Consider the following 24,844-nt stretch of genomic DNA (forward strand, 5'->3'; position numbering starts at 1 on the left):
CGCGTATAAGCTAGGCTAGGTAGTAGCTTCTTTACCAAATCCTGTACTTACCTTTTATCGAGCTATAGCTAGATATTTATTTTAGTTTAAATAAATGCCTATAAAATTACGCCTTTATCTATGAATTTAATTTTTCCACGTTCTAAGCCTTGGTACTTATTGTTGGTGTTTATTATTTTTTCAGGAAGCAGTATTACTTCCATTACCTGGGCTCAAGTGAAACAGTGGGATAAAACATTCGGAGGATTTAAAAATTACTACGAAGATTATTGGGGTACTTCTTCTTTTGAAGCCATGGTGCGCACCCCCGATGGAGGCTATTTACTCGCCGGCAATTCTGATTCCGATATTTTTGAAGATAAAACCGCCGAAAGAAAAGGAGGAAATGATTATTGGCTCATAAAAATTAGCGCGAACGGTACTAAAATCTGGGATAAAACCTATGGCGGCTATAGCAACGACGGCCTGGAAACCATTGTGGCTGCCCCGGGGGGCGGTTATTTACTCGGTGGTTTTTCGTACTCTGATACGGGCGTTGATAAAAGCCAGAATAGCCAAGGCAGTACGGATTACTGGATCGTAAAAATTGATGAAAATGGTACTAAAATCTGGGATAAGACTTTTGGCGGCGTAGAGGAAGATATGCTGAAAGTTGTTGTACCTACTTCCGACGGCGGTTATATGTTAGGCGGTTATTCCCGTTCGGGTAAGGGAGGGGATAAAAGCGAACCCAGCCGCGATACTTCCGAAGATTATTTCAATATATCAGATTTCTGGCTCGTTAAAATAAATAGCTCCGGCACCAAAATTTGGGATAAAACCATTGGCGGTAATGGCCGGGATAATTTAACTTCTTTAATTGCAACTAGTGATGGCGGTTATTTGGCCGGTGGTTCGTCGTCGTCGGTGGTAAGTAACGAAAAAAGCCAGGCTTTCCGGGGTGCTTCTTCCAACGACGATTATTGGGTAATAAAACTAGATGGCAAAGGCGCCAAAGTATGGGATAAAACCATTGGGGGATATAGTACGGATGCACTTCAAAGCCTGGTACCAACAGCCGACGGGGGGTACTTATTGGGAGGTACTTCCGATTCGGATATAACCGCCGATAAAACTGCCGGCAATAAAGGGCTCACCGATTATTGGGTAGTAAAAATTACCGCTACCGGCACTACGGTTTGGGATAAGACCTACGGTGGTCGCAGCAGCGATAACCTAGCTACCCTTATTTCCGCCGATGGCTCGTATCTGCTGGGCGGATCATCTGCCTCCAGTGTGGGCTTAGACAAAACCGAGGCGAACCGGGGCGACGACGATTACTGGCTACTGAAGATTGATGAAAACGGGAGCAAAATATGGGATAAAACCTTCGGGGGAATTACCGGCGATGGCGGCGTTTTTGGTACTAGTTACGGCGATTTTTTGAGTGCTGTTACTACTACTACGGATGGCGGTTACCTGGTAGGCGGCACTTCTGACTCCAACGCCGGTTCGGATAAAAGCCAAGACAGCAAAGGATTTACTGATTTTTGGATAATAAAAATTAAGGAAGAAATACCACAAGCTACTTTAACCTGGGTAAATGCTTTTGGGGGCTTTGAAACCGACGGACTTACGAGTGGTATTAATACTACCGATAGTGGTTATTTAATCGGCGGCCATTCCCTTTCGCCCAATAGCGGCGACAAAACTCAGGATGGGCGGGGCTTAAACGATTTTTGGATTGTAAAAGCCGATGCAAGCGGTCGTAAACTTTGGGATAAACGCTTTGGCGGTACTAACCATGATTATCTGAATCACGTTATTTCAACCAAAGACGGTGGTTATTTACTGGGTGGCTCTTCTTTGTCTAATAGTGGCGGCGATAAAGCGCAGAATAGTAGGGGAGGCCAGGATTACTGGATTATAAAAATAAGTAATACCGGTACCAAACAATGGGAACGTCGTTTTGGCGGCAGCGGCACCGATGATTTACGAAAAGTAATACAACTTAGCACCGGCGAGTACCTTCTGGCTGGTTTCAGCGATTCCCCGGCGGGTGGCGACAAAAGCCAGGCGAGCCAAGGGGGGCGGGATTATTGGCTGATTAAAATTAGCGCGGGCGGCACCAAAATTTGGGATAAACGCTTCGGCGGTAGCTTAAACGATAACTTAGAAAGCTTTGTCCAGACCACAGATGGGGGATTTTTACTGGCTGGTTCTTCTAACTCCGGGTTAAGCGGCGATAAAACGCAGGCTGGCCGGGGTAGTTACGATTATTGGTTGGTTCGTATCGATAGTAAAGGTCAAAAGCTCTGGGATAAACGCTTTGGCGGCAGCGGCGACGAACAAGTATTTGAAATCGGCCGAACAACGGCCGGCGACTTTTTTGTAGCCGGTTATAGTAGCTCCGGAATAAGTGGCGATAAAAGCGAAAGTAGCCGGGGCGGCAAAGATTTCTGGATGCTTAAAGTTAGCAGCAGCGGCGTTAAGTTATGGGATAAACGCTTTGGCGGCAGTGCCGACGAAGAATTACGAGCTATCATTGCTACTTCGGATGGCGGTTATTTGTTAGGGGGCCGGTCTTCTTCGGGTATCAGCGGGGATAAGAGCCAGAATAGCCAAGGTAGCAGTGATTATTGGGTAGTAAAAACTTCGGGCAATGGTACCAAACAATGGGATAAACGGTATGGGGGCAGCGCGGCCGAAGATTTACGAGCTATTTTAACTACTCCCGCGGGCGGTTATTTATTGGCGGGCCGTTCCGATTCCGGCATCAGCGGCGATAAAAGCCAACCCAGCCAGGGAGGCACCGATTACTGGTTAGTAAATCTATCGTATAGCGGCGAATTACCTGCCCGTAGACGCACAGTGGAGGAACAGCAAGCCCAAACAACTGCTAGGACGATGACAATAACTCCGGAGATAGGCGTAAAGCAGCCACAATTTACCGCCTATCCGAATCCGTTCGCGGAACGGCTATCGATTACCTTTACTTTACCCGAATCCCAGACAGTTAGCTTAAAAATATACGATAATTACGGGCGCGACATCGGCACTTTATACCAGGGGCACATAGAAGCCAACCAGCAATACACGTACGAATGGCAGCCCAAAACGAGGGCAGCAGGAGTGTATTTAATTCAATTACATGCCCTGCAACCAAAGCAGCAAAAAGTTATTTTAACCCGTTAATATAATTGAATCTAGTTAGTTGAAGTAAGTAAACTATCCTTGGTAGTGTAGTAGTATGCTATAATAAAATAACGTTAAGATTGACATGAAAGCCATCTGGAATAATCAGGTTATTGCCGAAAGCAACGATACCGTTGTCGTTGAAAACAATCACTACTTTCCCCGGGAAGCAGTTAAAGCCGAGTATTTAATTGCTTCGGATAGGCATACTATCTGCCCTTGGAAAGGCGAAGCTTCTTATTACTCCTTAAACGTTAACAGTCAACGTAATGTTGATGCGGCCTGGTATTATCCCGCCCCGAAATCAGCCGCCCAAAATATTAAAGATTACATTGCTTTCTGGAAAGGCGTGCAAGTATCTTAAAAGCGTAAAAGGCTTATTTGGGTAGATAAAGTGTAAGAAACAAGAAACTTTTGTTCTCTTAAGCTTCCGTTCGGAGTACTGCTTGGTATTAGTAACTTTAAAATTTAAAATCAAGTTGATTCTCCCGCAGAATTAATGTCACAAATTATCCATACCCCATAGTATTTACTAGCTAGTATAGCAATTTCTAAAAAGTTAAACCCGGCAAGTTCCCCAAACAAGATTGTCCGAAACCCAGGCGCTGGCTATGCCCATCAATCTTACTCTCCTTTCCTCATCGTCCTCCTGGCAGGATCTAACCGGCAGAAAAGAAGAACCTAAGCGAATTAGTACCGGTGATTCCCTCCTGAAATAAAAAAAATGCTCCGCCCCAGCCGTCGCTTTAAACGGGTTAGATCCTTTCCGGAGAACTCGAATAAATAGAAATGGTTGTATTTTATTTGTTTTAAACCTTCGTTTTGGACAAGCCTGCTTTGGAAACCTACCTGGTTTCATCCGCCGCGGTTATAGCAGTTGATTTAGGCAATTTGGTATTAGATGCGCGCATTTTTATCTTGCTCTCACTTGTACTCCTCCCGTTTAAAAAATCTTCATTGCCTGATTTATTATTCTTGATAAGAGTATTACCCGCTTTATTCTCTGGTAATTCACTAGGTTATATTTTGGAAAATACCTGATTTAAATGTCATGCAGTTGCATCACAACCTCCATGGAAAATTAAATGGAAGCTTTCAATCTTTGGTTTAAGGATGTAAGGTCTATAATCATTTACTTTTCATTACGTACTACACCTTGCTCTGATCGGCTAGGAAAATTGCCAATAGAAAACAGTAGTAAAGGCTTATCATCTGCATTTCTTATTCAATTTAATGTTCTACAACTTGTTTAACACAAAACCTATAGGCAAAAAAGAGGGCCGGATATTTATCCAGCCCTCTTTAAATTTATTATTTTAGAAATTTTGATTATTGACCAGAGCCAGGAGTAGTACCTGGAGTGGTTGTACCGCCGGGGGTAGTAGTTCCACTAGGTGTTGTACCCGGAGTAGTAGTACCACCAGGAGTGGTACCGCTAGGAGTTGTACCTGGGGTAGTTCCTGGAGTTGTACCGCTAGGAGTGGTGCCACCTGGGGTAGTTCCACCCGGAGTGGTACCCGGAGCAGTAGTTGCTGGATCGTCTACCATTAAATCATCGGTTACTACCAGTTGAATTTCAGCCCGACGGTTTTGAGCCATACCTTCTGGCGTATCGTTGGTAGCCATTGGCCGAGATTCACCGAGTGCTTCGGTTGTTACCCGGGCTTTGGTTATCCGACCTTTAGCGGTTAGGTAACGAGATACGGCATCCGCCCGACGTTGCGACAGAGCCATGTTGTATTCATCGGTACCACGGGCATCGGCGTGTCCTTCAATTTTAATGGTAAATTCCGGGTTAATCTTCATGAATCGAACGATATCGTCCAAAGTTTTGAAGGAAACACGTTTCAGAACGGCTTTGTTCGTTTCGAAGCGGATGTAAGTAGTATCTTTTACCGAGCCTCTGTTTTTACCTCTTGGCAGTACTTTACGTGGGCAACCACCATTTTCAGCAGTACCCGCAACGGTTGGGCACTTATCGTCCGCATCGTTTACACCGTCACCATCCGAATCAAGTGGGCAACCTTTCGCATCTACCTGAGTTCCGGCAGGCGTATTTGGACACTGATCCGCGTTATCAGCTACCCCGTCGGCATCGGCATCTGGACAACCGTTAAGCGCTGGCGTACCTGGCTGGTCTGGGCATTGGTCTTGGGCATCAGCTACGCCGTCATTATCTCTATCTGGGCAACCATTAAGAGCAGCCACCCCGGCTACATCCGGGCAATTATCTTGGTAGTCAGCCACCCCATCTTTATCGGTATCAACTGGGCAACCATTTTCGTCTACTTTCACCCCGGTTGGCGTATCCGGACATTTATCTTTTCTGTCAGGCACACCATCCATATCGGTGTCTTTAGCTTTACCTAAGTTAAAGGTTAAGCCGGCAGTATGTTGCAAAAATCTGTCATGTAAATCAGCATCTTGTCCTCTCCAACCATCTAATTGGTCAGTAAATAAATACAGTTGACCGGTTTGTAGGGTTAAAGCAACTGTCTCGCCAAAACGAATATTCAATCCCACAGCACCCATTACTAAGTCGTTGGCGTAGGAACCATCGTTAATGTAGTTACCAGTGCTGCTAGGCCACACACCATAACCACCTCGGCCACTGGTTTTAGCGAATGCGCCGCCGTAACCAGCCATTAAATAAGGATCAAAACGGGCACCTTCTTTAATCAAAGATCCAATTTTTAATTTAAAGGCACCTACTACTGTCGTCATTTTGCCATCGAAGTAGTAGTTTAACCGACCACCCGAAACGTAAGGTCCACCACCAAGCACGTTATTATTGTAATCAATACGGGAACGGTTCGCTTGAACGGAGAAGTCTAAAGCGCGGTTTAAATAACGCGAAAAAGTTAAGCCATAACCTACTCTACCTTCTTGGCTGTCATAAAATTCAGAGCCATCATCGCCGCGGTACTGAACCACGTTGGCATGAGCCCCGATAGCCCACTTTTTGTCTGCTGTTTGTGCATTTGTAGTAGTAGCAATTAAACTGCAAAGGCCCAATGCTACCGCTGCTGCTCGTTTAAAAATTCGTTTCATAGTATTATTTTAGTGTAGTGTAATATTAGATTTTGAATATATACCTGTTTATTTAAAAAATGTTGCCTATTCTGTGCTTTTTTCTATATTTTTTTAATTTTAAAAAGTTTGGATAACATATTTATGTAGTTGATAATCAGAATATAAGAGCTGTTTTTAAGTGATTTTTCAATCTGCTATTTATTTGCGTATTTGCTATCATTACCTCATTTATCTCTAAAAAGTTTTCCTGTTCGGTTAACTAGCTACCAATAATTTTTAGATGAAACTGTCTTAATTCAGCTGCAAAACTAGAAGTAATTCTTATCTGCGAAAGTTAAATTTATTTTTGAAGGGGATAAATCTTGTTATTTAACCCTAATAAAACTGCTTCGAAATTGGAGAATCAAAGGTTAGGTTAAAATAAGTCCGGTTGTTAAACAACTGATAAATAAACTCTTAATGGTATTGGAAAAATTGTTCTCTACATACTCCAACTTCCATCCGTCCGTCGGTAAAAAAAGTTTATATTTAAGTTGTCTTGTACGGTTATTTCTAAAATAAGGCTGATTTAATACTAATTAAATGTAGTAGCAGGGCTCGGGGTTGAGAGTAAATACTATTTAAAAAGCATAAATTCAAAATAAAAACGGCCTTCTTTAGGAAAGAAAGCCGTTCGCACAAATAAATAAAATTGCTTTTACCAGCTTTAACTTTTCATGTAATCCTCAATATCTTGAGGTCGCAGCGGAATATCCGCCATTAGATCCACCGGACCGTTACGGGTAATTAAAATGTCGTTTTCGAGGCGAATACCCAGGTTTTCTTCCCGAATGTATATACCGGGTTCACAAGTAAGAACCATGCCCGGTTCAAAGGGCCGGTATTTATTTCCGACATCGTGCACATCCAAACCTAAGAAATGGGAAGTGCCATGCATAAAATATTTCTTGTACAACGGTTGTTGTGGATTTTGATGACGGACATCGTTTTCTGCCAGCAGACCCAGATTGATAAGTTCGTTTTCCATGACGGTACCCACAAACGAATGGTATTGATCCAGGGTATTACCGGGTACCAGCATTCTTTTGGCTGCTTCCATTACGTTTAAAACCGCTTGGTACACTTCGCGCTGCTGTTTGGTAAACGTACCACTTACGGGCACCGAACGCGTTAAGTCGGAAGCGTAATTGGCGTATTCGGCCCCAAAATCCATTAAAACTACATCCCCTGCTTTACACTCCTGGTTGTTATCTACGTAATGCAAAATACACGCATTAGCGCCCGAAGCAATAATAGAACTGTAAGCTGGTCCACGCGATCGATTACGTAAGAATTCGTGCGCAATTTCGGCCTCTATCTCGTATTCCATTACGCCCGGCTTAATAAATTTAAGCAGACGTAAAAACGCTTTTTCGGTAATCCGGCAAGCTTTTTTAATCAGTTCTATTTCAATTTCTAATTTAATAACCCGCAAACTGTGCATAATGGGCGCGCTCCGGTAGTATTGGTGCAAGGGGTAGGTTTCTTTACACCATTTTATGAAACGGGCATCGCGGGTTTCTACTTCTATTACGGCCCGGGTATGTTCGTTGGTATTCAGGTAGATATTTTCGGCTTCGGCCATAAGCGCGTTAAACACCTGCTTAAATTCCGATAACCAGTAAATAGTTTTGATCCCGGAAACTTGCTGCGCCTGTTCTTTGGTAAGTTTATACCCTTCCCAAGTTAAAATTAAATCGTTAGTTTCGCGCAAAAAAAGTACTTCCCGGTGGCGTACATCGCGGGTATCCGGAAATAGCAGCAAAATACTTTCTTCCTGGTCCACGCCACTTAAATAAAATAAATCATTGTTCTGCCGGAAAGCCATGGTACCATCGGCGTTAGTAGGCATTACGTCGTTCGAATGAAAAACCGCCAGGGAACATTTTTTTAGATGTTTGGCAAAATTTGCCCGATTATGCACGAATAATTCCGGGTTGATAGGTTCGTATTTCATAATAAGATTTTAAACCAGAAAGTAAAATTGCTTTTAGCTTTACCGGCAGTAAATATATCTTTTTTAGTCTATTGAAAACTTTTGCTACTTAAGAATAAAGCGCCGCTAAATTATTTTATTTAACCCGGATGAAGCAAAAAGATTTTTAAAGCAAGTAATGAAGATTTTAGCAGGTCATTTAAAATTAGCGGCTTAAAGGCAATAGTTTTGGCGGTTAAACTTACCGGCGGGTTTACTACCTTTGCGGCCTAAATGAATAATGCATGCGAATAGGATTTGATGCCAAAAGAGCCTATACCAATACTACCGGGTTAGGAAATTACAGTCGGTTTGTTATTTCAGCGCTGCAAACGCAATTTCCTCAAAATCAATATTATCTTTTTACTACGCGCCAGAATAAAGTATTTCGCCATTTTGTACCGGCTTCTCCGCACCTGCATCTTGTAAAACCACCGGGTCTTTACCGGGCCTTGCCCGATGCCTGGCGATTGGCGGGAATTGCCCCTTCCATTAAAAATTTAAAACTGGATATTTTTCACGGATTAAGTAACGAACTACCCTTTTTTTTTAAAAAAAGCAGAACCCGAAAAGTGGTAACCATCCACGACTTAATTTTTTTGCGTTTCCCGGAGTTATATAAAGCTCACGACCGGATTATTTACCGCGTCAAGTTTAAAGCCGCCTGCGAAACCGCCGATAAAATTATTGCCGTTAGTCAACAAACCCAACAAGACTTAATTCAATTATACAACCTGCCACCCGAAAAAACCGAAGTAATTTACCAGGATTGCGACCCTATTTTTCACCAGCCGGCTAGCGCCGAAACCTTGCAAACAGTTAAACAGAAATACCAATTACCCGATAAATACCTTTTGTGCGTAGGTACCCTGGAGCGTCGTAAAAATCATTTACATATGCTGAAGGCCTGGCAGCAGTCGGGCTTAACCGATACGCACGACGTGGTACTGATTGGCAAAAGATTACCTTACGCCGCGCACCTGGAAACTTATATCCGGGAAAATAAACTTACGAACAAAGTACATATTTTGCCCTATATTCCATTTCAGGAATTACCGGCTATTTACCAATTGGCGCAGGTATTTGTGTATCCGTCTTTGTTCGAAGGTTTTGGTATTCCTATTCTGGAGGCTTTAAACAGCGGGGTACCGGTGGTTACGTCTACTGGTTCTTGTTTTACCGAAGCAGGCGGCGAAGCCGCTCTGTACGCTGCTCCCGATGATGTAACGCAATTAGCCCAGCAGTTAATTCTTATTTGTAATGATTTAACCGTACGGAGTAAACTGATTCATTTGGGCCACGCCCATGCCCGGAACTTCAGAGCCGAACGCACCATTCCGCAAATGCACCGCTTATACGAAACCTTAATTGGAAGGTAAACCTGCGGCTTTCTGATGCTTTTTTTGTACCTTTGCGGTCCGAATTAAATAGACTGAATGCCTGATTATCATCTTTATACCTTGCCTAACGGTATCCGAGTGCTGCATAAGCAAGTAATGCATACCAAAATTGCGCATTGCGGTTTTATCCTGGATATTGGTAGCCGTGACGAAAACCCGGACCAGCAAGGCTTGGCCCATTTCTGGGAGCATATGGCGTTTAAGGGTACCGTTAAACGCAAGTCGTTTCATATTTTAAACCGGCTCGAAACGGTGGGCGGCGAACTGAATGCGTATACTACCAAAGAAAAGCTGTGTTTTTACGCCTCCTTACTCGAAAGCCATTTTGAAAAAGCTTTTGATTTATTAACCGATATTACCTTCCACTCCGTTTTCCCGAAAAAGGAAATTGAAAAAGAACGCGGCGTAATTCTGGAAGAAATGGCTATGTACCTGGATACCCCCGAAGATGCCATTATCGATGAGTTTGATAATGTAGTGTTTACGAACCATCCCTTGGGTAATAATATTTTAGGTACCAAAGAAAGTGTGTCCAGTTTTACCAAAGCCGATTTTCAAGGTTTTATCGACCAGAATTTAAGTACCGATTCCTTGGTTTTTTGCTCCGTAAGCAATTGGTCTTTCGAAAAAGTACTAAAACTGGCCGAAAAGTTTTTATCGGAAGTGCCGCGCATTGAAAAGCCCCGTAAGCGTCAGCCTTTTACTGTTTACCAACCCAAAGTTGTTAACCTTGAAAAACCAATTAGCCAGGCGCACTGCGTTATAGGTTGCCCGGCTTATTCGCTCCACGACGACCGGCGGATTTCGTTTTTTATGCTGTCGAATTTGCTCGGTGGTCCAGGCATGAACTCCCGGTTAAATCTGGCGGTGCGCGAAAAACACGGTTTGGTATATACCATTGATGCCAACTACGCCACTTATATTGATACCGGTTTGTTTGGTATTTACTTTGGCACCGAAAAAAAACAACTGAAACGCACCACATCCCTGGTATTGAAAGAGCTTAAAAAGCTTCGGGAAAAACCATTGGGTACTTTGCAACTGCATACCGCCAAAGAGCAATTAATGGGGCAGTTAGCTATGGCCGAGGAAAGCAACATGGGCTTAATGATGATGATGGGGAAAAGTATCCTGGACCTGAATAAAGTAGATAGCCTGAACGAAATCTTCGACCAAATCCGCCGGATTAAAGCAGCTGAGTTAACCGATATTGCCAACGAAATTTTACGCGAAGATAACCTGAGTATCTTAAATTATGTGCCAGCCAAGTAGATATTAGTTGTTCGATAAGGAATTTGTTATGTACTTAAAAGCTTAAAGTAGAAAAAGATTAAAAAACAGGTGTAGTTGAAAATTACATCATTAAAAAATATGTTTATTTAACTTTTCACTCTTAACTCATAACTCTTAACTTTCAAAATGGACTTCTTACCACCCGAACTGCAGCAATACGTTGAGAATCATACTTCGCCGGAATCGGAAGTATTAAAGAAGCTAAACCGCGACACGCACGTAAATGTTATGAAGCCGCGCATGTTGTCGGGACATTTGCAGGGGCGGTTCTTAGCGATGATTTCGCAGATGCTGCGCCCGCAACACATTCTGGAAATTGGCACTTACACGGGTTATTCGGCTATCTGTTTGGCAGAAGGATTGGCGGAAGGAGGCACCCTGCACACCATTGATGTAAATGCTGAATTAGAAGAAATGGTACGCCGCTATTTTGCCGAAGCGGGTGTAACAAATAAAATTAAATACTACCTGGGCCCGGCGCTTACTATTATTCCTACCCTGGATTATACCTTCGACCTGGTTTTTATTGATGCCGATAAAATGAACAATGCTAATTATTTTGATTTAGTAATAGATAAAGTTCGGCCTGGCGGATTTATTATCACGGATAATGTGCTGTGGAGCGGAAAGGTAACAAACAGCAACCTTAAGACAGACAAAGATACGCTGGCCGTAACCGAATTTAACCGCAAAGTGCACGAAGACCCGCGCGTAGAAAATATTTTACTTCCCATCCGCGATGGTTTGCTCATAGCCCGAAAAATTTGAGAGTAAAAAGCGCAAAAGCATACGGAATAGCCAATTTAAGTTTCTGCTAAATTGAAAATAAAAATAAGTAAGTCGTAATTATTTTTTCAATACCTCTCACTGCTTCAATTAGGTAGCAAAGAAAAAATGATAGCAGTTGGGGCGATGAGGGCCTTTAGCGAATCCGGTGTTGCGCCAAGCAACATTCCGCAGCGCAGCGAGGAAAGGATGAGTGGCAGCCCGAATGACCAAAGGAGGCCCGCCGGCCACGAGGCAAACCGATTACTTCTCAAACCGCATTAGCGCCTTAGAAGGGAGACTGGAACAGGCTCCAAGTAATAAGCAACTGCTAACACGTCTGTTATATTTCAATTTAGTAGAAAAACTCTGTTGAAGATATTAACAAATAAACCTCTTTTAAATTCTTGAAAATAAAAAAGGAGACCCTCCGAAAAGAATCTCCTTTTTTATTATTCTATTCGCTAAATCTACATAGAAACTTGCTTTTTCAATAGCGTAATTTCCTGATTTAATTCGGCCACCCGATTAGACTCGGTTTGCAGGTCGCGTTTAATTTTGAGTTCTCTTTCGCGGGCGCTTTGTTTATGCACCGTAAACTCCTGGCTTACTTCTTCAAAGGCTTTAATTTTTTCGTCGGTAATAATTTTACTCTTTTTATACAAATAAGAAAATACCAATGCCATAACCAGTAAGCCTATAATAATAACCCAGCTGAGTATTACATATAACTGCTTATCCATATCTAAACCAAATACCGAAAGGCTGGCAACTTCGTGCGCGTTTTGCTGAATTTGTTGTTCTTTGCGCAAATTGGCCTGCTTTAAACTTTGCAGTTCTGCTTTATGTTGGGCTAACTCTTGTTGGGTTTTCTTGAGGGCCTGCTCGGTAGCTTTGCCTGCTTTCCGAACAGTAGATTCGCGGGCTCGTAGGCTATCCTGCACATTTTTCCAAAAAGCATCCAGGCGTTTTACCTGTACTACCTTAAAATCTTGATTATACTCTTTATACGAAGTAGAGCGGCTTTTTAAAGCATTAAACTGATTTTGTAAAGCATTATAGGTTGGTTTAACGGGAGCTGGTTGTTGGGCCCGGACTCCTGTAATCAACATAAAAATGGTTGCGATAAAAAGAGCGATTACCTTCATAAAACAAAAATAAAGTTCAACAATTTTACCTGGATGAATAAAAGTAGTAATTTTTAACTATCCTGAAAAGGGAAATTTACCTAAACCTTCCGAATCGGATAAAGAAAAGTCTTACTTGCAGAGTACCTGGCCGTTATTTTTTTAATCTATCCCACCAACCGCCGAACCATCACCTCTGCCGCAAACAGATTACTCGCCGCATCTTTAACTTTACGCTTTTTTTCTCTAACGAAGCTTTCCGATGAACCAGTACTGCGCCGGCAACCAGTTAAAATTTATCTTTCATACTTGTTAAGAAAATTCCGGAAAATAAAAAAACCGTTCCCCAACTATAAATAGGATGGGAAACGGCTAAAATAAAAGGTTTTAAGTAGCAAACCGACTTACCGCAACGATAGAATGTATTGCGCCATTGCTTTAGCATCAGCCGGCGGAAGAGTTGGATGCGGGCTCATGGGCACATCGCCCCAAACTCCGGCCCCGCCTTTAATAATCTTATTGGTGAGGTAAGTAATATTTTTATCGTTGGCTTCGTACTTTTTAGCCACATCCTGGTAGGCCGGTCCCACTACTTTCTGGTCTACTTTATGGCAAGCCAAACAGTCGGATTTTGCCAGCAGCGCTTTGCCTTTTTCAAAATTACCGCCCGTTGCAGCCGGTTTGGTTTGGGTCGGGGCGGCCCCGCTATTACCCTCCGTGGGAGTAGTTCCCGCAATTTTGCCGGGCGCACTGGCCTGCGATTTATCGGCTTGGGCGGCCGGTGCTTCGGAAGCAGCCGAATGCGTACTGGCATTTGGCCCAAACTTCTCGGAGTTAGTATCGCGGGTAGCGGGCTGCGCTTGCGCTACGGGTTGGTTTTTCTGGTTTTCTTCGTAAGCACTATCGGCTTTGGCGCGGTAATCCGGGTCGTAAAACTCTTCCCCCGGTTGCTTGGTTTGGCTACCGCAGCCGGTTAAAAAAGTAAAACTAAAGGCAGCCGCTAAAAGAATAACTTGTTTGTTCATCATGGCAGAAATAAGAACGTGTAAATAAATTTAATTTTTTGATTATAATTTTTTAAACCGAGTGGCAAGATTTAACTTTTTCCGGGTTTTACCAATCAGTTTTTCCGATAAAGCTTTATTTCTTTTCAGGTACGTACCGGAAGGGATTCCTGTTACCGTTACCTGCATCGGTATCTTTATAAACACTTTATATGGTGAGGTGTGCAGCCAATCTTTATGAAAATAGCACCTCGATTTCACTCTTGGTTTATCCGGCGTAAAAACTAAATTGTTCATTTTCTGAGCTATAACCGGGAAGAACAACCAGCCGGTTTGGCAGCCGTAAAACCGGCATTACCCCAAATTATCCTAAACTACAATGACGATATCTTTTTACGGCGCGGCGCAAACAGTAACGGGCAGCAAGCATTTAGTAACTCTGGAAAATGGTACGCGCATTTTGCTCGATTGCGGTTTATTGCAAGGCAAAGGCGAAAAGACCGATGATTATAACCGCGAATTTGATTTTGAACCGGAAAATATTAACTATTTAATTCTTTCGCACGCGCACATCGACCATTCGGGCTTAATACCTCGCTTAGTGAAAATGGGCTTTTCCGGTCCTGTTTTCTGTACACCGCCTACTCTCGAACTATGCGAATTATTGCTCCGCGACAGTGCCCGCATTCAGGAAAACAATAGCAGCCATGGTACAACCACTACTCCCTTGTACACCGAAGCCGATGTAGAAAGCGCCTTACAGCTTTTTAAAACCGTACCTTACGACCAACCTTATCGCATTGACGATAGGATTGAATTACTTTTTACCGATACCGGCCACGTGCTGGGCAGCGCCGCCATAAATTTAAAATTGCAGGACGAAGAACAGGAACGTACCCTTTGTTTTAGCGGCGATATCGGCCGATTTGCCAACCGCATTTTAAAAGAGCCGCAGCCATTTCCGGCCGCTGAAATTATTTTGTGCGAATCTACGTACGGCGATAAAATACACGATAGCCTGGAACATACCGAAGAGCGCCTGGAGCAAATTGTACAAACCGTTTGCGTAGAACGCCAGGGCAAACTGCTTATTCCAGCCTTTAGCATTGGCCGCACCCAGGAACTTATTTACTCCCTTAACTACCTCGCCGAAGAAGGTCGCCTGCCCGAAAACGTGAAAGTATTTGTGGATAGCCCGCTTTCGGTTTACGCTACCGATATTTTACGAAGCAACCCGGACTATTTTAACGATACCATGCAGGAATACCTTAAAATTGACTCCGACCCGTTTGGCTTTCCGCAACTCCATTATATTATCGAAGCCGAAGATTCGAAAGAGTTAAATAACTTTATGGAGCCTTGCGTTATTATTTCCTCGTCCGGGATGATGGAAGCGGGCCGGATTCAGCACCATTTGAAAAACAATTTATCGGATCCGAACAGTGCCGTGCTTATTACCGGTTATTGCGAACCCAGTACTTTGGGCGGACAATTGCTGAAAGGCGCCGAAACTGTACGCATTTTAGGCGAAGAAGTAGCGGTAAAAGCGGAAATGATCGTGATGAAAGAATACAGCGCACACGCGGATTACAGCGATATTGCCAAATTTCTGATTTGCCAGGATAAAGAAAAATTGCAGAAAATATTTCAGGTGCACGGTGAAAAACCGGTAATGGTGCAATTAAAAGAAGATTTAACCGAGTTAGGTTACTCAAACATCGAAATTACTGATTTTCGTTTGTCGTACGTAGTCTGATCGATTCAAAACGAAATTATTACATCTAATGAAAGAGGAAAGTAATTTCCTCTTTTACTAAAACCTTATTTCTGCTTTAGGATATATTATTCGCGTTGTAACTTGTCTCGCTTACGGGCAGCGCCCTTTATTTTCATGCGATTATTTTTACCCATTTTACTACTATTTATCTTTTTGCTGGCGTTAAGTACTTCACCGGTTTACGCCCAAATTGTGAATATTGAAGAAGGACGAACCGGCGCAGATTCTACGAATAGTTTTTCCGGTAAAGCAGGTCTCAACTTTTCTATTTATAACCAAAATGCGGGTAAAAACCGACCGAATAATTACCTGCAGCTTACTTTGAACGGCGATGTAACCTACCAATCGCGGCTACATACTTATTTGTGGGTCAATTACCTGAATTACTTGCTGGTAAATTATAACAATAAAGAACAACGCAATACCGTAGCCCAGCAAGGCTATTCTCATGTCCGGGTAAACTGGTTTTGGGCGCGGCAATTGTCTTACGAGCTTTTCACGCAAATACAAACCGATAAAGCGCGAGGTTTGCAGTGGCGTACTTTAGGCGGGGGTTATTTGCGTTACCGGTTAATGCCCGACGAAGATAAAAAGATACATGTATTTCTGGGAACGGGACTGATGCACGAGCACGAAGAATGGGAAAACCCGGAACAGTTCGATCGCTTACAAGTTTCTAATTTACTCAAATCTACCAGTTACGTCAGCGCCAAAATGAAAGTGAGAGAAAACCTGGAGATAAACGCGATTACGTATTACCAGGTAGGATACAGCCGTTTAATTGACCGGTTCCGCAATCGAATAAGTGGCGACATAAGCATTGGGGTAAATATTACCAAGGTGTTTGCTCTAAAAACTAAATTTAATTGCACCTACGAAGATCAACCCATTGTGCCGGTTACCAAATTTGTTTACACCGTTGTCAACGGAATAGAAGTGCATTTTTAGTTTTCCAGGTATTACTTATTGTTAGCTAAACATAGGAAACCGGTTCATAATTAAAAGCTGTCAGCGACAAAATAGAAAACTTACGTCAGTTAAAATAATGCATCTGGCATTTTAATTACTACTTTTATTTTAAAGTTTTAAAGAAAAAGATCCATCCCATTTGGTGCATTTTCTAAGAAGTTCTTGCGGCAAAGCGTAACTCCAACATCTCATGAAAATAAATTTAATTTCTACTATTTTCCGACGAGTAGTACTTTTAATCCTGGCAACTTTGCCCTTTAGCCAAGTATGGGCGCAGCAAAAACCAACTTTTACCCGCCAGGATACTTTACGCGGTTCCATTACGCCGGAAAGAGCCTGGTGGGATTTAACGCACTATCACTTGGATATCCGGGTAAATCCTACTGAAAAATCTATAAAAGGAGTAAACACTATTTCGTACCGGGTGGTGCAGCCTCAAAAAACCATGCAAATCGATTTGCAGCCGCCTTTAAACATTGAGAAAATTATTCAAAATAATAAATCGTTGACCTTCCGGCGCGACGGCAATGCTTTTTTTGTTACTTTAACCGAACCTCAGCAAGCCGGTACTCTGCATAAGCTAGCGGTTTATTATGGGGGTATTCCGCAAGTAAGCAGCAATCCGCCGTGGAGTGGCGGCGTAACCTGGCAGAAAGATAAGAACAGCAATCCGTTTGTGGCTACTTCGTGCCAGGGCGATGGGGCCAGTTTGTGGTGGCCCTGCAAAGACCACATGTACGACGAACCCGATAGCATGCAAATAAGCGTAACGGTACCTCAAAAATTAATGGATGTTTCGAACGGCCGTTTACGAAAAGTAGTGCAAAATGCCGATGGTACTAAAACTTTTCACTGGTTTGTTACCAATCCAATTAATAATTACGGCGTGAACGTAAACATTGGTGATTATGTAAATTTCTCCGAAAAATTCCGCGGCGAAAAAGGTATTTTGGATTGTGATTATTACGTGCTGCGCGATGATGTAGAAAAAGCTCAAAAACAATTTAAAGAAGTACCGCGCATGTTGCAGGCCTTTGAACATTGGTTTGGCCCTTATCCTTTTTACGCAGATAGTTACAAGCTGGTACAAGTGCCTTACCTGGGCATGGAGCACCAAAGCTCGGTTACTTACGGCAACAAATTCGCGAATGGTTATTTAGGTAAAGATTTAAGCGGCTCGGGTTGGGGACTCAAATTTGATTTTATTATTGTGCACGAATCGGGACACGAGTGGTTTGCCAACAACATTACCTATAAAGATATTGCCGATATGTGGATTCACGAGAGCTTCACCGCTTACTCCGAGAACTTGTTTCTGGATTATCATTTCGGCAAAAAGGCCAGCAGCGAATACGTAATTGGTACCCGCAAAAATATTAAAAACGACCGGCCTATTGTCGGCGTTTACGAGGTGAATTACAGCGGCTCCGGCGATATGTATTACAAAGGCGCTAACATGCTGCATACCTTACGCCAGGTGGTAAATAACGACGAAAAATGGCGTACCATCCTGCGCGGTCTTAACAAAGAATTTTATCACCAAACGGTTACCGCCGCCCAAATAGAAAATTATCTGAGTCAGCAAATTGGCCGGGATTTATCGTCTTTCTTTGGACAATATTTACGCGATGTGCGCATTCCGCAGCTCGAATACCAACTCCGGAACAATAAGCTGGCGTATCGCTGGACCAATTGCGTAGCTAATTTTAAGCTACCAGTAAAAGTTTACCTGAACAACCAGGAAAAATGGCTGGAACCAAATACCGCTTGGCAGGAATTACCCAACGTGCCGGCGAACACCACTGTACAAGTAGATACTAATTTTTACGTAACTGCTGCCCAAAGTAGCGGCAGCTAATTTACAAATCACGCTATTAAAATACATTCTAATTCTTATGATTCAAGTAAACGAATATTTCGACGGAGCTGTAAAATCGTTAGCCTATCACACGCCGATGGGTAAATCTTCGGTAGGCGTTATAAACCCCGGAACTTATGCATTCGGTACCGCACAACCTGAAATTATGACTATTATTGAAGGTAGTTTAGAAGTTTTGTTATCCGGAGCGGATAACTGGCAAACGTATACTTCCGGGCAATTTTTTGAAGTACCCGGCAACTCGTCGTTTCAGGTGAAAACAGAAGAACAAGCCGCTTATTTGTGTCAGTACCGGTAAATAGTAAGGTTATCAGGTATTGTTGCGTTTTTAGTTGTCCACTACTAAAAATGGTATGAATAGTCAGCTTAAATCCATTACTAAACTTTGGTTTAAATAATTTTCCCCTCTTCTATCGGCCATAGTTTTTTTCTTGCGTAAAAGGAAAAACTTAAATTTATTTCACGTAACCAATGGAATTATCAGGGAATACGGTATTAATTACCGGTGGCGCATCGGGTATTGGCCTGGCTTTGGCCGGACGTTTTTTGGAGGCAGGCAGCACCGTTATTGTTTGCGGGCGCCGCGAAGATAAGCTGCAGGAAGCCCAACAAAAGCATCCGGAACTACATACCCGCGTGTGCGACGTAGCGAAAGAAGCCGACCGGCAAGATTTATTTAACTGGGTTACCCAGTCTTTTCCGGAGGTGAATGTACTGTTAAATAATGCTGGTATCCAGAACCGGCAACCACTAGTAGGAAACTCCCAACCCTGGTCTTTTCACCAGGCCGAGATTGTTATTAATTTGGAAGCGCCGCTTCATTTAACGCTGTTATTTATTCCGCATCTGCAGCAAAAAGCTAAAAGTTATATTATAAACGTAACCTCCGGCTTAGCGTTTGCGCCTTTAGCCCAGGCGGCTATTTACAGTGCTACTAAAGCTGCTTTGCATTCCTTCACCTTATCGTTACGCCGGCAGCTACGCGATACTACCGTTAAAGTGCTGGAAATTGTACCGCCCGCTGTGCAAACGGATTTAGGCGGAGCCGGTTTGCATACTTTTGGCGCACCGTTAAACGATTTTGCCGATGGCATTATGGCTGGCTTAGCCCGGGGCGAAGAAGAAGTAGGATATGGCACCTCCGAAATTAACCGTAAAGCTTCCCGCGAACAGTTAAACGAAATTTTCAACCGCATGAATGGATAATCTATCCGCAGAAATAGAGTGCTGGTTAAGCAAAATGTGAAATAATGTACCTTGTTTAACTTCTGAAAAAGGTTTCTGTGCGGTGTCTGGCTTGTACTTCTCTTAAATTTAACTTTAATTTTACCTAAATAAGCCCAATCGTTTGTTATTTAGCGGGTATACCAGTAGTAAAAAGTATTAATGAAAAAAGTAATCAGTTTATTCCTTTTATTTCCTTTTCTTATCAGCCAGGTGTTTGCTTACGGCCAAACGGGGCACCGGGTGGTAGGTTTAATAGCCGAGCAGCATTTAAATAAAAAAGCTCGCAAGAAAGTGCGGCAGCTACTAGGCAACAACTCTCTGGCCGAAGTAGCCAATTACATGGACGATGTAAAATCGGACCCGGCTTACAATTATACCCACGACTGGCATTGGGTTACCATTCCGGACGGTATGAAGTACGAGCAAACGCAGAAAAATCCCAACGGCGACCTGATCATGAAAATGGAAGAATTGGTGCAAACTTTAAAAGCGCACAATTTATCGCCGGCTCAGGAACAAGAAAATTTAAAATTCTTAATTCATTTAGTGGGCGATTTGCACCAACCACTGCACGTTGGCGGTCAGGACGATTCGGGTGGCAATACTGTAAAGCTACAATGGTTTGGTCAGCCTTCTAATTTGCACCGGGTTTGGGACAGCGATATAATTGAGGGAAAAGAATTAAGTTATACCGAGTTAGCTTCTTTTTTAGATAAGCCGGATATAGCGCAGATAAAAAACTGGCAAAGCACCAGCGTTAGAGATTGGGCCTATGGCATGATGCCATTGCGGTCCCAGGTATACGCTATTCCTGCCGACGGCAAATTAGGTTACCGGTACTCGTACGATAATTTTGGTACTATTCAGAAACTACTCATGCAAGGGGGAATTAGGCTAGCTGGTTTGTTAAATCAAATATATGGGTAGTTAAATTACTTATTGCTAAAAACAAAATAGCACCTGTTAGATAAATTTAAACAGGTGCTATTTTGTTTTAACAACTATTGTTTTGCGTTAAAATTTATCTTTCAATCGCTCTTCCAATTGAGCTAGCAGATGCAAAAAATGTTCAGATTTCTTTTCGATAACTTTCAGGCCATCGTAAGCCTGGTCGATTTTGCCAAATTTATAGAGCTGAAATAAATTACTAGCCGTGGAACTTAGGTCTTGGTGTACGCGTGCGAGTTCGGTCATTTCTACCTCCTGCCGATACTTAATCATCCCGACGCTACTAAACCAGGTGCTTACCGGTCCGGCAGGCGAAAAAAAAGCCTCATCGAACGAACCACCAAATAGTACCGAGCGGACTTTTGATTTGTATAAAATATGCTTAATCCGAAGTTGCTGAAAGTCTACTTGTGCGGCATTCATGCGTACCTGCTATTCATTTTAATTTGAGCTGTCATTCTTCTTATTTAGCTGCTTCGTTAACGGAACGACCTGACTCCTGCAGTTGCTTTCTTAATTTAATTACTTCGTTTACTTCAAACCCAAAAACCAAAATTCCTGATACTTTTTCGGTTTCATCCAGTATAGGCTGATACAAGAAATTTACGTAAACGTCGTCTAATTTACCTATATCGTGCTGGTCTAGCTTTACCAAAATTTCTTTTGCTTCGTACGATTTGCCCGTTTGATAAACGGAATCTAATAACTGAACAAAGCCTTGCTCTACTACTTCGGGTAAAGCTTCGGCTACAGGTTTGTGTAACAACTCCCGGTTAGGAAAAAGTTTCTGGTAATGCGCATTTACCAGTTCGAAACGGTGTTCGGGACCTTCTAAGATGCAAAAGAAAGCGGGCGCTTCCATAATAAAGCGTTCCAGAATTTTCCGTTCCGCTTCGGCCTTCTGGTAAGCTATCTGCACCTGATCGGCTAGAAGCGCCATTTGCTCGTTAGTCGTTACTAGTTCCTGTACCAGCAACCGGGTATCATGAATATCAGTGGAAGAGCCCAGCCACATAGTTATATTGCCGTCTTCGCCCCGCATGGGCAAAATACGGCACAAATGCCAGCGGTAATTACCTTCTTTATCGCGTTTGCGCAACTCCACCTGCATTTCGGTTTTAGTAGCAAAAGCTTCTGTACCGCGCTTTTCCACTTCGGGTAAATCTTCGGGATGAATAATTTGCTGCCAGCCCGTAGCCAGTAATTTGTCTATAGAAATGTTACTATAAACCGACCAACGTTGGTTCAGATACGTCAATTTTCCTTCCGGATCAGTAGTAAAAACCAGCTGCGGCATAGCATCGGCCATAAACCGGAACTTGTTTTCGCTCTCGCGTTGGGCTTGCTTCGCCAGTTCCCGGGCGGTAACATCCATTGTTTTTTGAATAACGTATTTTACCTCCCCTGCTTCATCCAGTACCGGCGTATGCGAAGCTTCCCAATACCGTACTTCGAAGCCGCCACCTTCGGTTTCTGGTTTCGGTAAATCATAGCGTAATACGTCCAGGTAATCTACTTGTTTGGTGGCTATTGCTTTAACTAAAGATATACGCACCGGATTTTGTTCGTAAGAAATTGCCGGGTCCGGAAATGCTTCCAGTATAAAAGATAGCCCCACAATTTCTTCCCGTTTCCGCATCGTAACCTGTAGGTAAGCATTGGTGCAGGTAATTATTTTAAAATCAGGCTCCGGCGCTACTACCACAATGGCATCCGGAAGGTGAATAAATAATTCAGAAAAGTCCATAAAAATGAGAAATACCGCTTATAACGGTTAAAAATACCATGGGTTTAAAAGTTAACTAAATTATTAGGCGGAATATTAAATAAATATTTGCTTTTAAATAGCAAGTAAGCTTCTTAATTAAAAGATGGGCAAAGTACCTGTTTTGGCCGGCATAAAGATAATAAAAAAAGCGCAGGCGCTGCTTTTCTTCAGAACCGGCGCTTTCCAGCAATTAATTTTTTAGCGAACTATTTACCTAACAGTTTAATACCTAAACTAACAATTATTTGTTGGTTTTTTAAATCGAAGGAAGCGTTTTGGTTGGTATAATCTCGTTTCACGTTTTCGTACCGAACATCAAAAGTAAGATTACTAATATCGAATCCCGCTCCCACCTGAAAACCCCAATCTGTTTTATTTAGGTAATCTTTCACACGTTGGTCGCCAATTTTACTGCCTACTAGCACCGAAGCTACCGGCCCGGCCTGCACCCGGGCAATTTTTAAAAAATTAACTCCTACTAGTAAAGGCACATCTAAACGGGTAAAGCGGGCTTTTACCTCGTCTATCGTATTATTCTGAACATCGGTTTGCTGGAGTTTGCCCCCGGAAGTAGCAAAGTAAGCTTCTGGCTGCAGAAAAATATTAGATACCTTAATTCGGGTAAAAGCGCCCAAATGATAGCCGGTAATATTATCCGAATCTTTTAACTGATTAATTGTATTTTTTGCATTTTTTACATCTATCCCGGAGGAACTTAATCCACCTTTTATACCAACAGTAAATTGAGCATGGGCAGCGAATTCTGCACTAACAAGTAATACTAAAAGCAATACTAACTTTTTCATAGAAAATCAAATTAGGGAGTAATACATATAAAAAGTCTAATAAATAAGCGAAATAGTTAAATTAACCTATAAATACTAACGCAAAATGCAAGCCATATTATGCTGTAGCTATTGGTCTTTTTAATAAGCCAACTGATTGATGTGCTATACCTTTCTGGTTGAAATACTTACTTATTCAATCCTTGTAAATAAAAAATTAAATGGTAAACGTATTTGTTGTCTGAAAAAAAATGCTGGAAATCGGCACCCTGGTTAGTTCTTTTCTGCCACTTTCAATTGCCTTAACTGGATGCAGGATACATAGCTTTTACACACACACGAAAAATTATTTTTTGCATTTAGGTGCTAACAGCAAAAACGACGGAGTAATCTGAGATGGAAAATAAGAAAGGGTTTTACAGTACCGGTTGATAACTACGCCCTTCTATTCAGGCAAAGAATTGAGAGTCTGAATTTTTAGCTTTAAACCGATTGAATTTGTTTTAACCTTTGACGCGCCATTATTCGTAAAACCCTAAAAACGGCATTATGAAAGAAACCAGTGACGTATACCAACCCGTAGACACATCCTTTCGGGAAGAGTTATTGACTTACGCCAAAAAACGGAAATACGTGAGCATACAATACTTAACCGATATTCGTGAATACATGTCTGCCCGGGCTATAATTAAAGAAATTCGGGCCGATGAAGGGGCGGAACTCCTGCTTTTAAATACCGGCGAAGAAATCCGCCTCGACCGGATTATACGCGTAGAAGGCAAACCGGCCCCCGGCTTTGAGGATTATTTTGCCTGCGCTTGCTAAATACAAAAGCATTCTTAGTGCGTAGATTAATGAAAATTTTACGCATGAAAAAAATAAAATTAGCTAGTTGGTTAACGCTGATAGTGGTATGTTTAGCCTGTAACAACAAAGATTCCTTTATGTACCAGGAACCAGCTTCCCCAACTATAGCGGCAAAATATACTTATTTAGCGCTCGGCGACTCTTATACCATTGGCGAAAGTGTTGCTACGGAAAACCGCTGGACTTATTATTTAGTTGCTTACTTGCGGCAGTCTGGTATAGCCATAAATTATCCAGTAACAATAGCCCGTACCGGTTGGACAACGGCAGAGTTACAAGAAGGCATTCGCGCGAATAATATTACTACTACTTATGATTTAGTAACCTTACTGATTGGGGTAAATAATCAATATCGGGGTCAGAGCCTGGAAACGTACCGGACGGAGTTCCGGGAATTAATAAGTACTTCCGTAAAATTTGCGGCCAATCAGCCTACCCACGTTTTGGTTCTTTCTATTCCGGATTGGGGAGTTACGCCTTTTGCCGAAGGCCGGGACCGAGCTAAAATAACCCAGGAAATTATAGCTTTTAATTTAGTAGCAAAAGAAGAATGCCAGCAGGCTGGTGTTGGATTTGTAGATATTACCCCGGCCTCCTATAAAGCTATCCAAGACGAATCTTACGTAGCTACGGACAAGCTGCATTTTTCCGGCAAAATGTACAACGAATGGGCTGCTTTAGCTTTACCTGCCGCCAGAGCTGTTTTTGGCAAGTAGTTATAGTCCATAGTCCATGGTCGATAGTCCACGGTACATAGATTGTTGAATTGCTAGATGGTTGAATTGTTCTTAGTTCAAAGACTTTATAGTCCCTA

The 24,844-nt window shown here is 42.5% G+C and carries 22 protein-coding genes; 14 read left to right on the top strand and 8 right to left on the bottom strand.

Going from position 1 to position 24,844, the window contains the following annotated elements; genetic code table 11:
• Positions 1–120 precede the first annotated feature (120 nt).
• The 3 genes from AHMF7605_RS20340 (at position 121) to AHMF7605_RS30830 (ending at position 3,893) form a co-directional block, all read left to right on the top strand.
• Complete coding sequence (locus AHMF7605_RS20340) at positions 121–3,174, top strand: T9SS type A sorting domain-containing protein (protein WP_106931863.1); 3,054 nt, start codon at positions 121–123, stop codon at positions 3,172–3,174.
• 85 nt (positions 3,175–3,259) lie between these two features.
• Positions 3,260–3,538: a DUF427 domain-containing protein gene (locus AHMF7605_RS20345; protein ID WP_106931864.1), complete on the top strand. Its 279-nt coding sequence runs from the start codon at positions 3,260–3,262 to the stop codon at positions 3,536–3,538.
• 223 nt (positions 3,539–3,761) lie between these two features.
• Complete coding sequence (locus AHMF7605_RS30830) at positions 3,762–3,893, top strand: hypothetical protein (RefSeq protein WP_262512362.1); 132 nt, start codon at positions 3,762–3,764, stop codon at positions 3,891–3,893.
• Between the two features lie 610 nt (positions 3,894–4,503).
• On the opposite strand, the gene AHMF7605_RS30985 is transcribed toward AHMF7605_RS30830, so the two are convergent.
• Both AHMF7605_RS30985 and AHMF7605_RS20360 read right to left on the bottom strand, forming a co-directional pair.
• Complete coding sequence (locus AHMF7605_RS30985; protein ID WP_199200274.1) at positions 4,504–6,225, bottom strand: OmpA family protein; 1,722 nt, start codon at positions 6,223–6,225, stop codon at positions 4,504–4,506.
• A gap of 688 nt (positions 6,226–6,913) precedes the next feature.
• Entirely contained in the window at positions 6,914–8,203 is a 1,290-nt protein-coding gene (locus AHMF7605_RS20360; RefSeq protein WP_106931866.1) for an aminopeptidase P family protein, read from the bottom strand.
• Between the two features lie 263 nt (positions 8,204–8,466).
• Between AHMF7605_RS20360 and AHMF7605_RS20365 the strand changes: the two genes are divergently transcribed.
• The 3 genes from AHMF7605_RS20365 (at position 8,467) to AHMF7605_RS20375 (ending at position 11,682) form a co-directional block, all read left to right on the top strand.
• Positions 8,467–9,600 carry a glycosyltransferase family 4 protein gene (locus AHMF7605_RS20365; RefSeq protein WP_106931867.1) on the top strand — a complete coding sequence of 378 codons (1,134 nt, stop codon included), beginning with the start codon at positions 8,467–8,469 and terminating at the stop codon, positions 9,598–9,600.
• 57 nt (positions 9,601–9,657) lie between these two features.
• Complete coding sequence (locus AHMF7605_RS20370) at positions 9,658–10,893, top strand: M16 family metallopeptidase (RefSeq protein ID WP_106931868.1); 1,236 nt, start codon at positions 9,658–9,660, stop codon at positions 10,891–10,893.
• A gap of 147 nt (positions 10,894–11,040) precedes the next feature.
• Positions 11,041–11,682 (top strand): O-methyltransferase, encoded by a 642-nt coding sequence (locus tag AHMF7605_RS20375; RefSeq protein ID WP_106931869.1) that lies wholly within the window; start codon positions 11,041–11,043, stop codon positions 11,680–11,682.
• A 467-nt stretch (positions 11,683–12,149) separates the two neighbouring features.
• Here the strand turns inward: AHMF7605_RS20375 and AHMF7605_RS20380 are convergent, their stop codons facing one another.
• The 3 genes from AHMF7605_RS20380 to AHMF7605_RS29505 form a co-directional block, all read right to left on the bottom strand.
• Complete coding sequence (locus tag AHMF7605_RS20380; protein ID WP_106931870.1) at positions 12,150–12,827, bottom strand: hypothetical protein; 678 nt, start codon at positions 12,825–12,827, stop codon at positions 12,150–12,152.
• A 383-nt stretch (positions 12,828–13,210) separates the two neighbouring features.
• Entirely contained in the window at positions 13,211–13,834 is a 624-nt protein-coding gene (locus AHMF7605_RS20385; protein WP_233219199.1) for a c-type cytochrome, read from the bottom strand.
• A 39-nt stretch (positions 13,835–13,873) separates the two neighbouring features.
• Positions 13,874–14,107: a hypothetical protein gene (locus AHMF7605_RS29505; protein WP_146153627.1), complete on the bottom strand. Its 234-nt coding sequence runs from the start codon at positions 14,105–14,107 to the stop codon at positions 13,874–13,876.
• Between the two features lie 82 nt (positions 14,108–14,189).
• On the opposite strand from AHMF7605_RS29505, the gene AHMF7605_RS20390 reads away from it, so the two are divergent.
• From AHMF7605_RS20390 to AHMF7605_RS20415, 6 genes are all read left to right on the top strand, one after another.
• Positions 14,190–15,566: an MBL fold metallo-hydrolase RNA specificity domain-containing protein gene (locus AHMF7605_RS20390; RefSeq protein WP_106931872.1), complete on the top strand. Its 1,377-nt coding sequence runs from the start codon at positions 14,190–14,192 to the stop codon at positions 15,564–15,566.
• Positions 15,567–15,701: 135 nt separating this feature from the next.
• Positions 15,702–16,535, top strand: coding sequence for a DUF481 domain-containing protein (locus AHMF7605_RS20395; RefSeq protein WP_106931873.1), 834 nt, complete (start codon positions 15,702–15,704; stop codon positions 16,533–16,535).
• A 211-nt stretch (positions 16,536–16,746) separates the two neighbouring features.
• Positions 16,747–18,414 carry a M1 family metallopeptidase gene (locus AHMF7605_RS20400; RefSeq protein WP_106931874.1) on the top strand — a complete coding sequence of 556 codons (1,668 nt, stop codon included), beginning with the start codon at positions 16,747–16,749 and terminating at the stop codon, positions 18,412–18,414.
• Positions 18,415–18,451: 37 nt separating this feature from the next.
• On the top strand, positions 18,452–18,733 hold the full coding sequence (ppnP, locus tag AHMF7605_RS20405) for a pyrimidine/purine nucleoside phosphorylase (protein WP_106931875.1): 282 nt from the start codon (positions 18,452–18,454) through the stop codon (positions 18,731–18,733).
• Between the two features lie 173 nt (positions 18,734–18,906).
• Positions 18,907–19,641 carry an SDR family oxidoreductase gene (locus tag AHMF7605_RS20410; protein WP_106931876.1) on the top strand — a complete coding sequence of 245 codons (735 nt, stop codon included), beginning with the start codon at positions 18,907–18,909 and terminating at the stop codon, positions 19,639–19,641.
• A gap of 180 nt (positions 19,642–19,821) precedes the next feature.
• Complete coding sequence (locus AHMF7605_RS20415) at positions 19,822–20,589, top strand: S1/P1 nuclease (protein ID WP_106931877.1); 768 nt, start codon at positions 19,822–19,824, stop codon at positions 20,587–20,589.
• An 87-nt stretch (positions 20,590–20,676) separates the two neighbouring features.
• On the opposite strand, the gene AHMF7605_RS20420 is transcribed toward AHMF7605_RS20415, so the two are convergent.
• The 3 genes from AHMF7605_RS20420 to AHMF7605_RS20430 all read right to left on the bottom strand — a co-directional run bounded on the left by AHMF7605_RS20420 (position 20,677) and on the right by AHMF7605_RS20430 (position 23,184).
• Complete coding sequence (locus AHMF7605_RS20420; RefSeq protein WP_106931878.1) at positions 20,677–21,033, bottom strand: histidine kinase; 357 nt, start codon at positions 21,031–21,033, stop codon at positions 20,677–20,679.
• Positions 21,034–21,073: 40 nt separating this feature from the next.
• Positions 21,074–22,357, bottom strand: a complete 1,284-nt coding sequence (locus AHMF7605_RS20425; protein ID WP_106931879.1) for a PAS domain-containing protein — start codon at positions 22,355–22,357, stop codon at positions 21,074–21,076.
• Between the two features lie 227 nt (positions 22,358–22,584).
• Positions 22,585–23,184, bottom strand: a complete 600-nt coding sequence (locus AHMF7605_RS20430; protein WP_106931880.1) for a porin family protein — start codon at positions 23,182–23,184, stop codon at positions 22,585–22,587.
• A gap of 528 nt (positions 23,185–23,712) precedes the next feature.
• On the opposite strand from AHMF7605_RS20430, the gene AHMF7605_RS20435 reads away from it, so the two are divergent.
• A complete protein-coding gene (locus AHMF7605_RS20435; protein WP_106931881.1) occupies positions 23,713–23,988 on the top strand; it encodes a hypothetical protein in 276 nt (91 codons plus the stop codon).
• A 44-nt stretch (positions 23,989–24,032) separates the two neighbouring features.
• A complete protein-coding gene (locus tag AHMF7605_RS20440) occupies positions 24,033–24,746 on the top strand; it encodes an SGNH/GDSL hydrolase family protein (RefSeq protein ID WP_106933552.1) in 714 nt (237 codons plus the stop codon).
• Positions 24,747–24,844: the final 98 nt, after the last annotated feature.

Source organism: Adhaeribacter arboris (assembly GCF_003023845.1).
GTDB lineage: Bacteria > Bacteroidota > Bacteroidia > Cytophagales > Hymenobacteraceae > Adhaeribacter > Adhaeribacter arboris.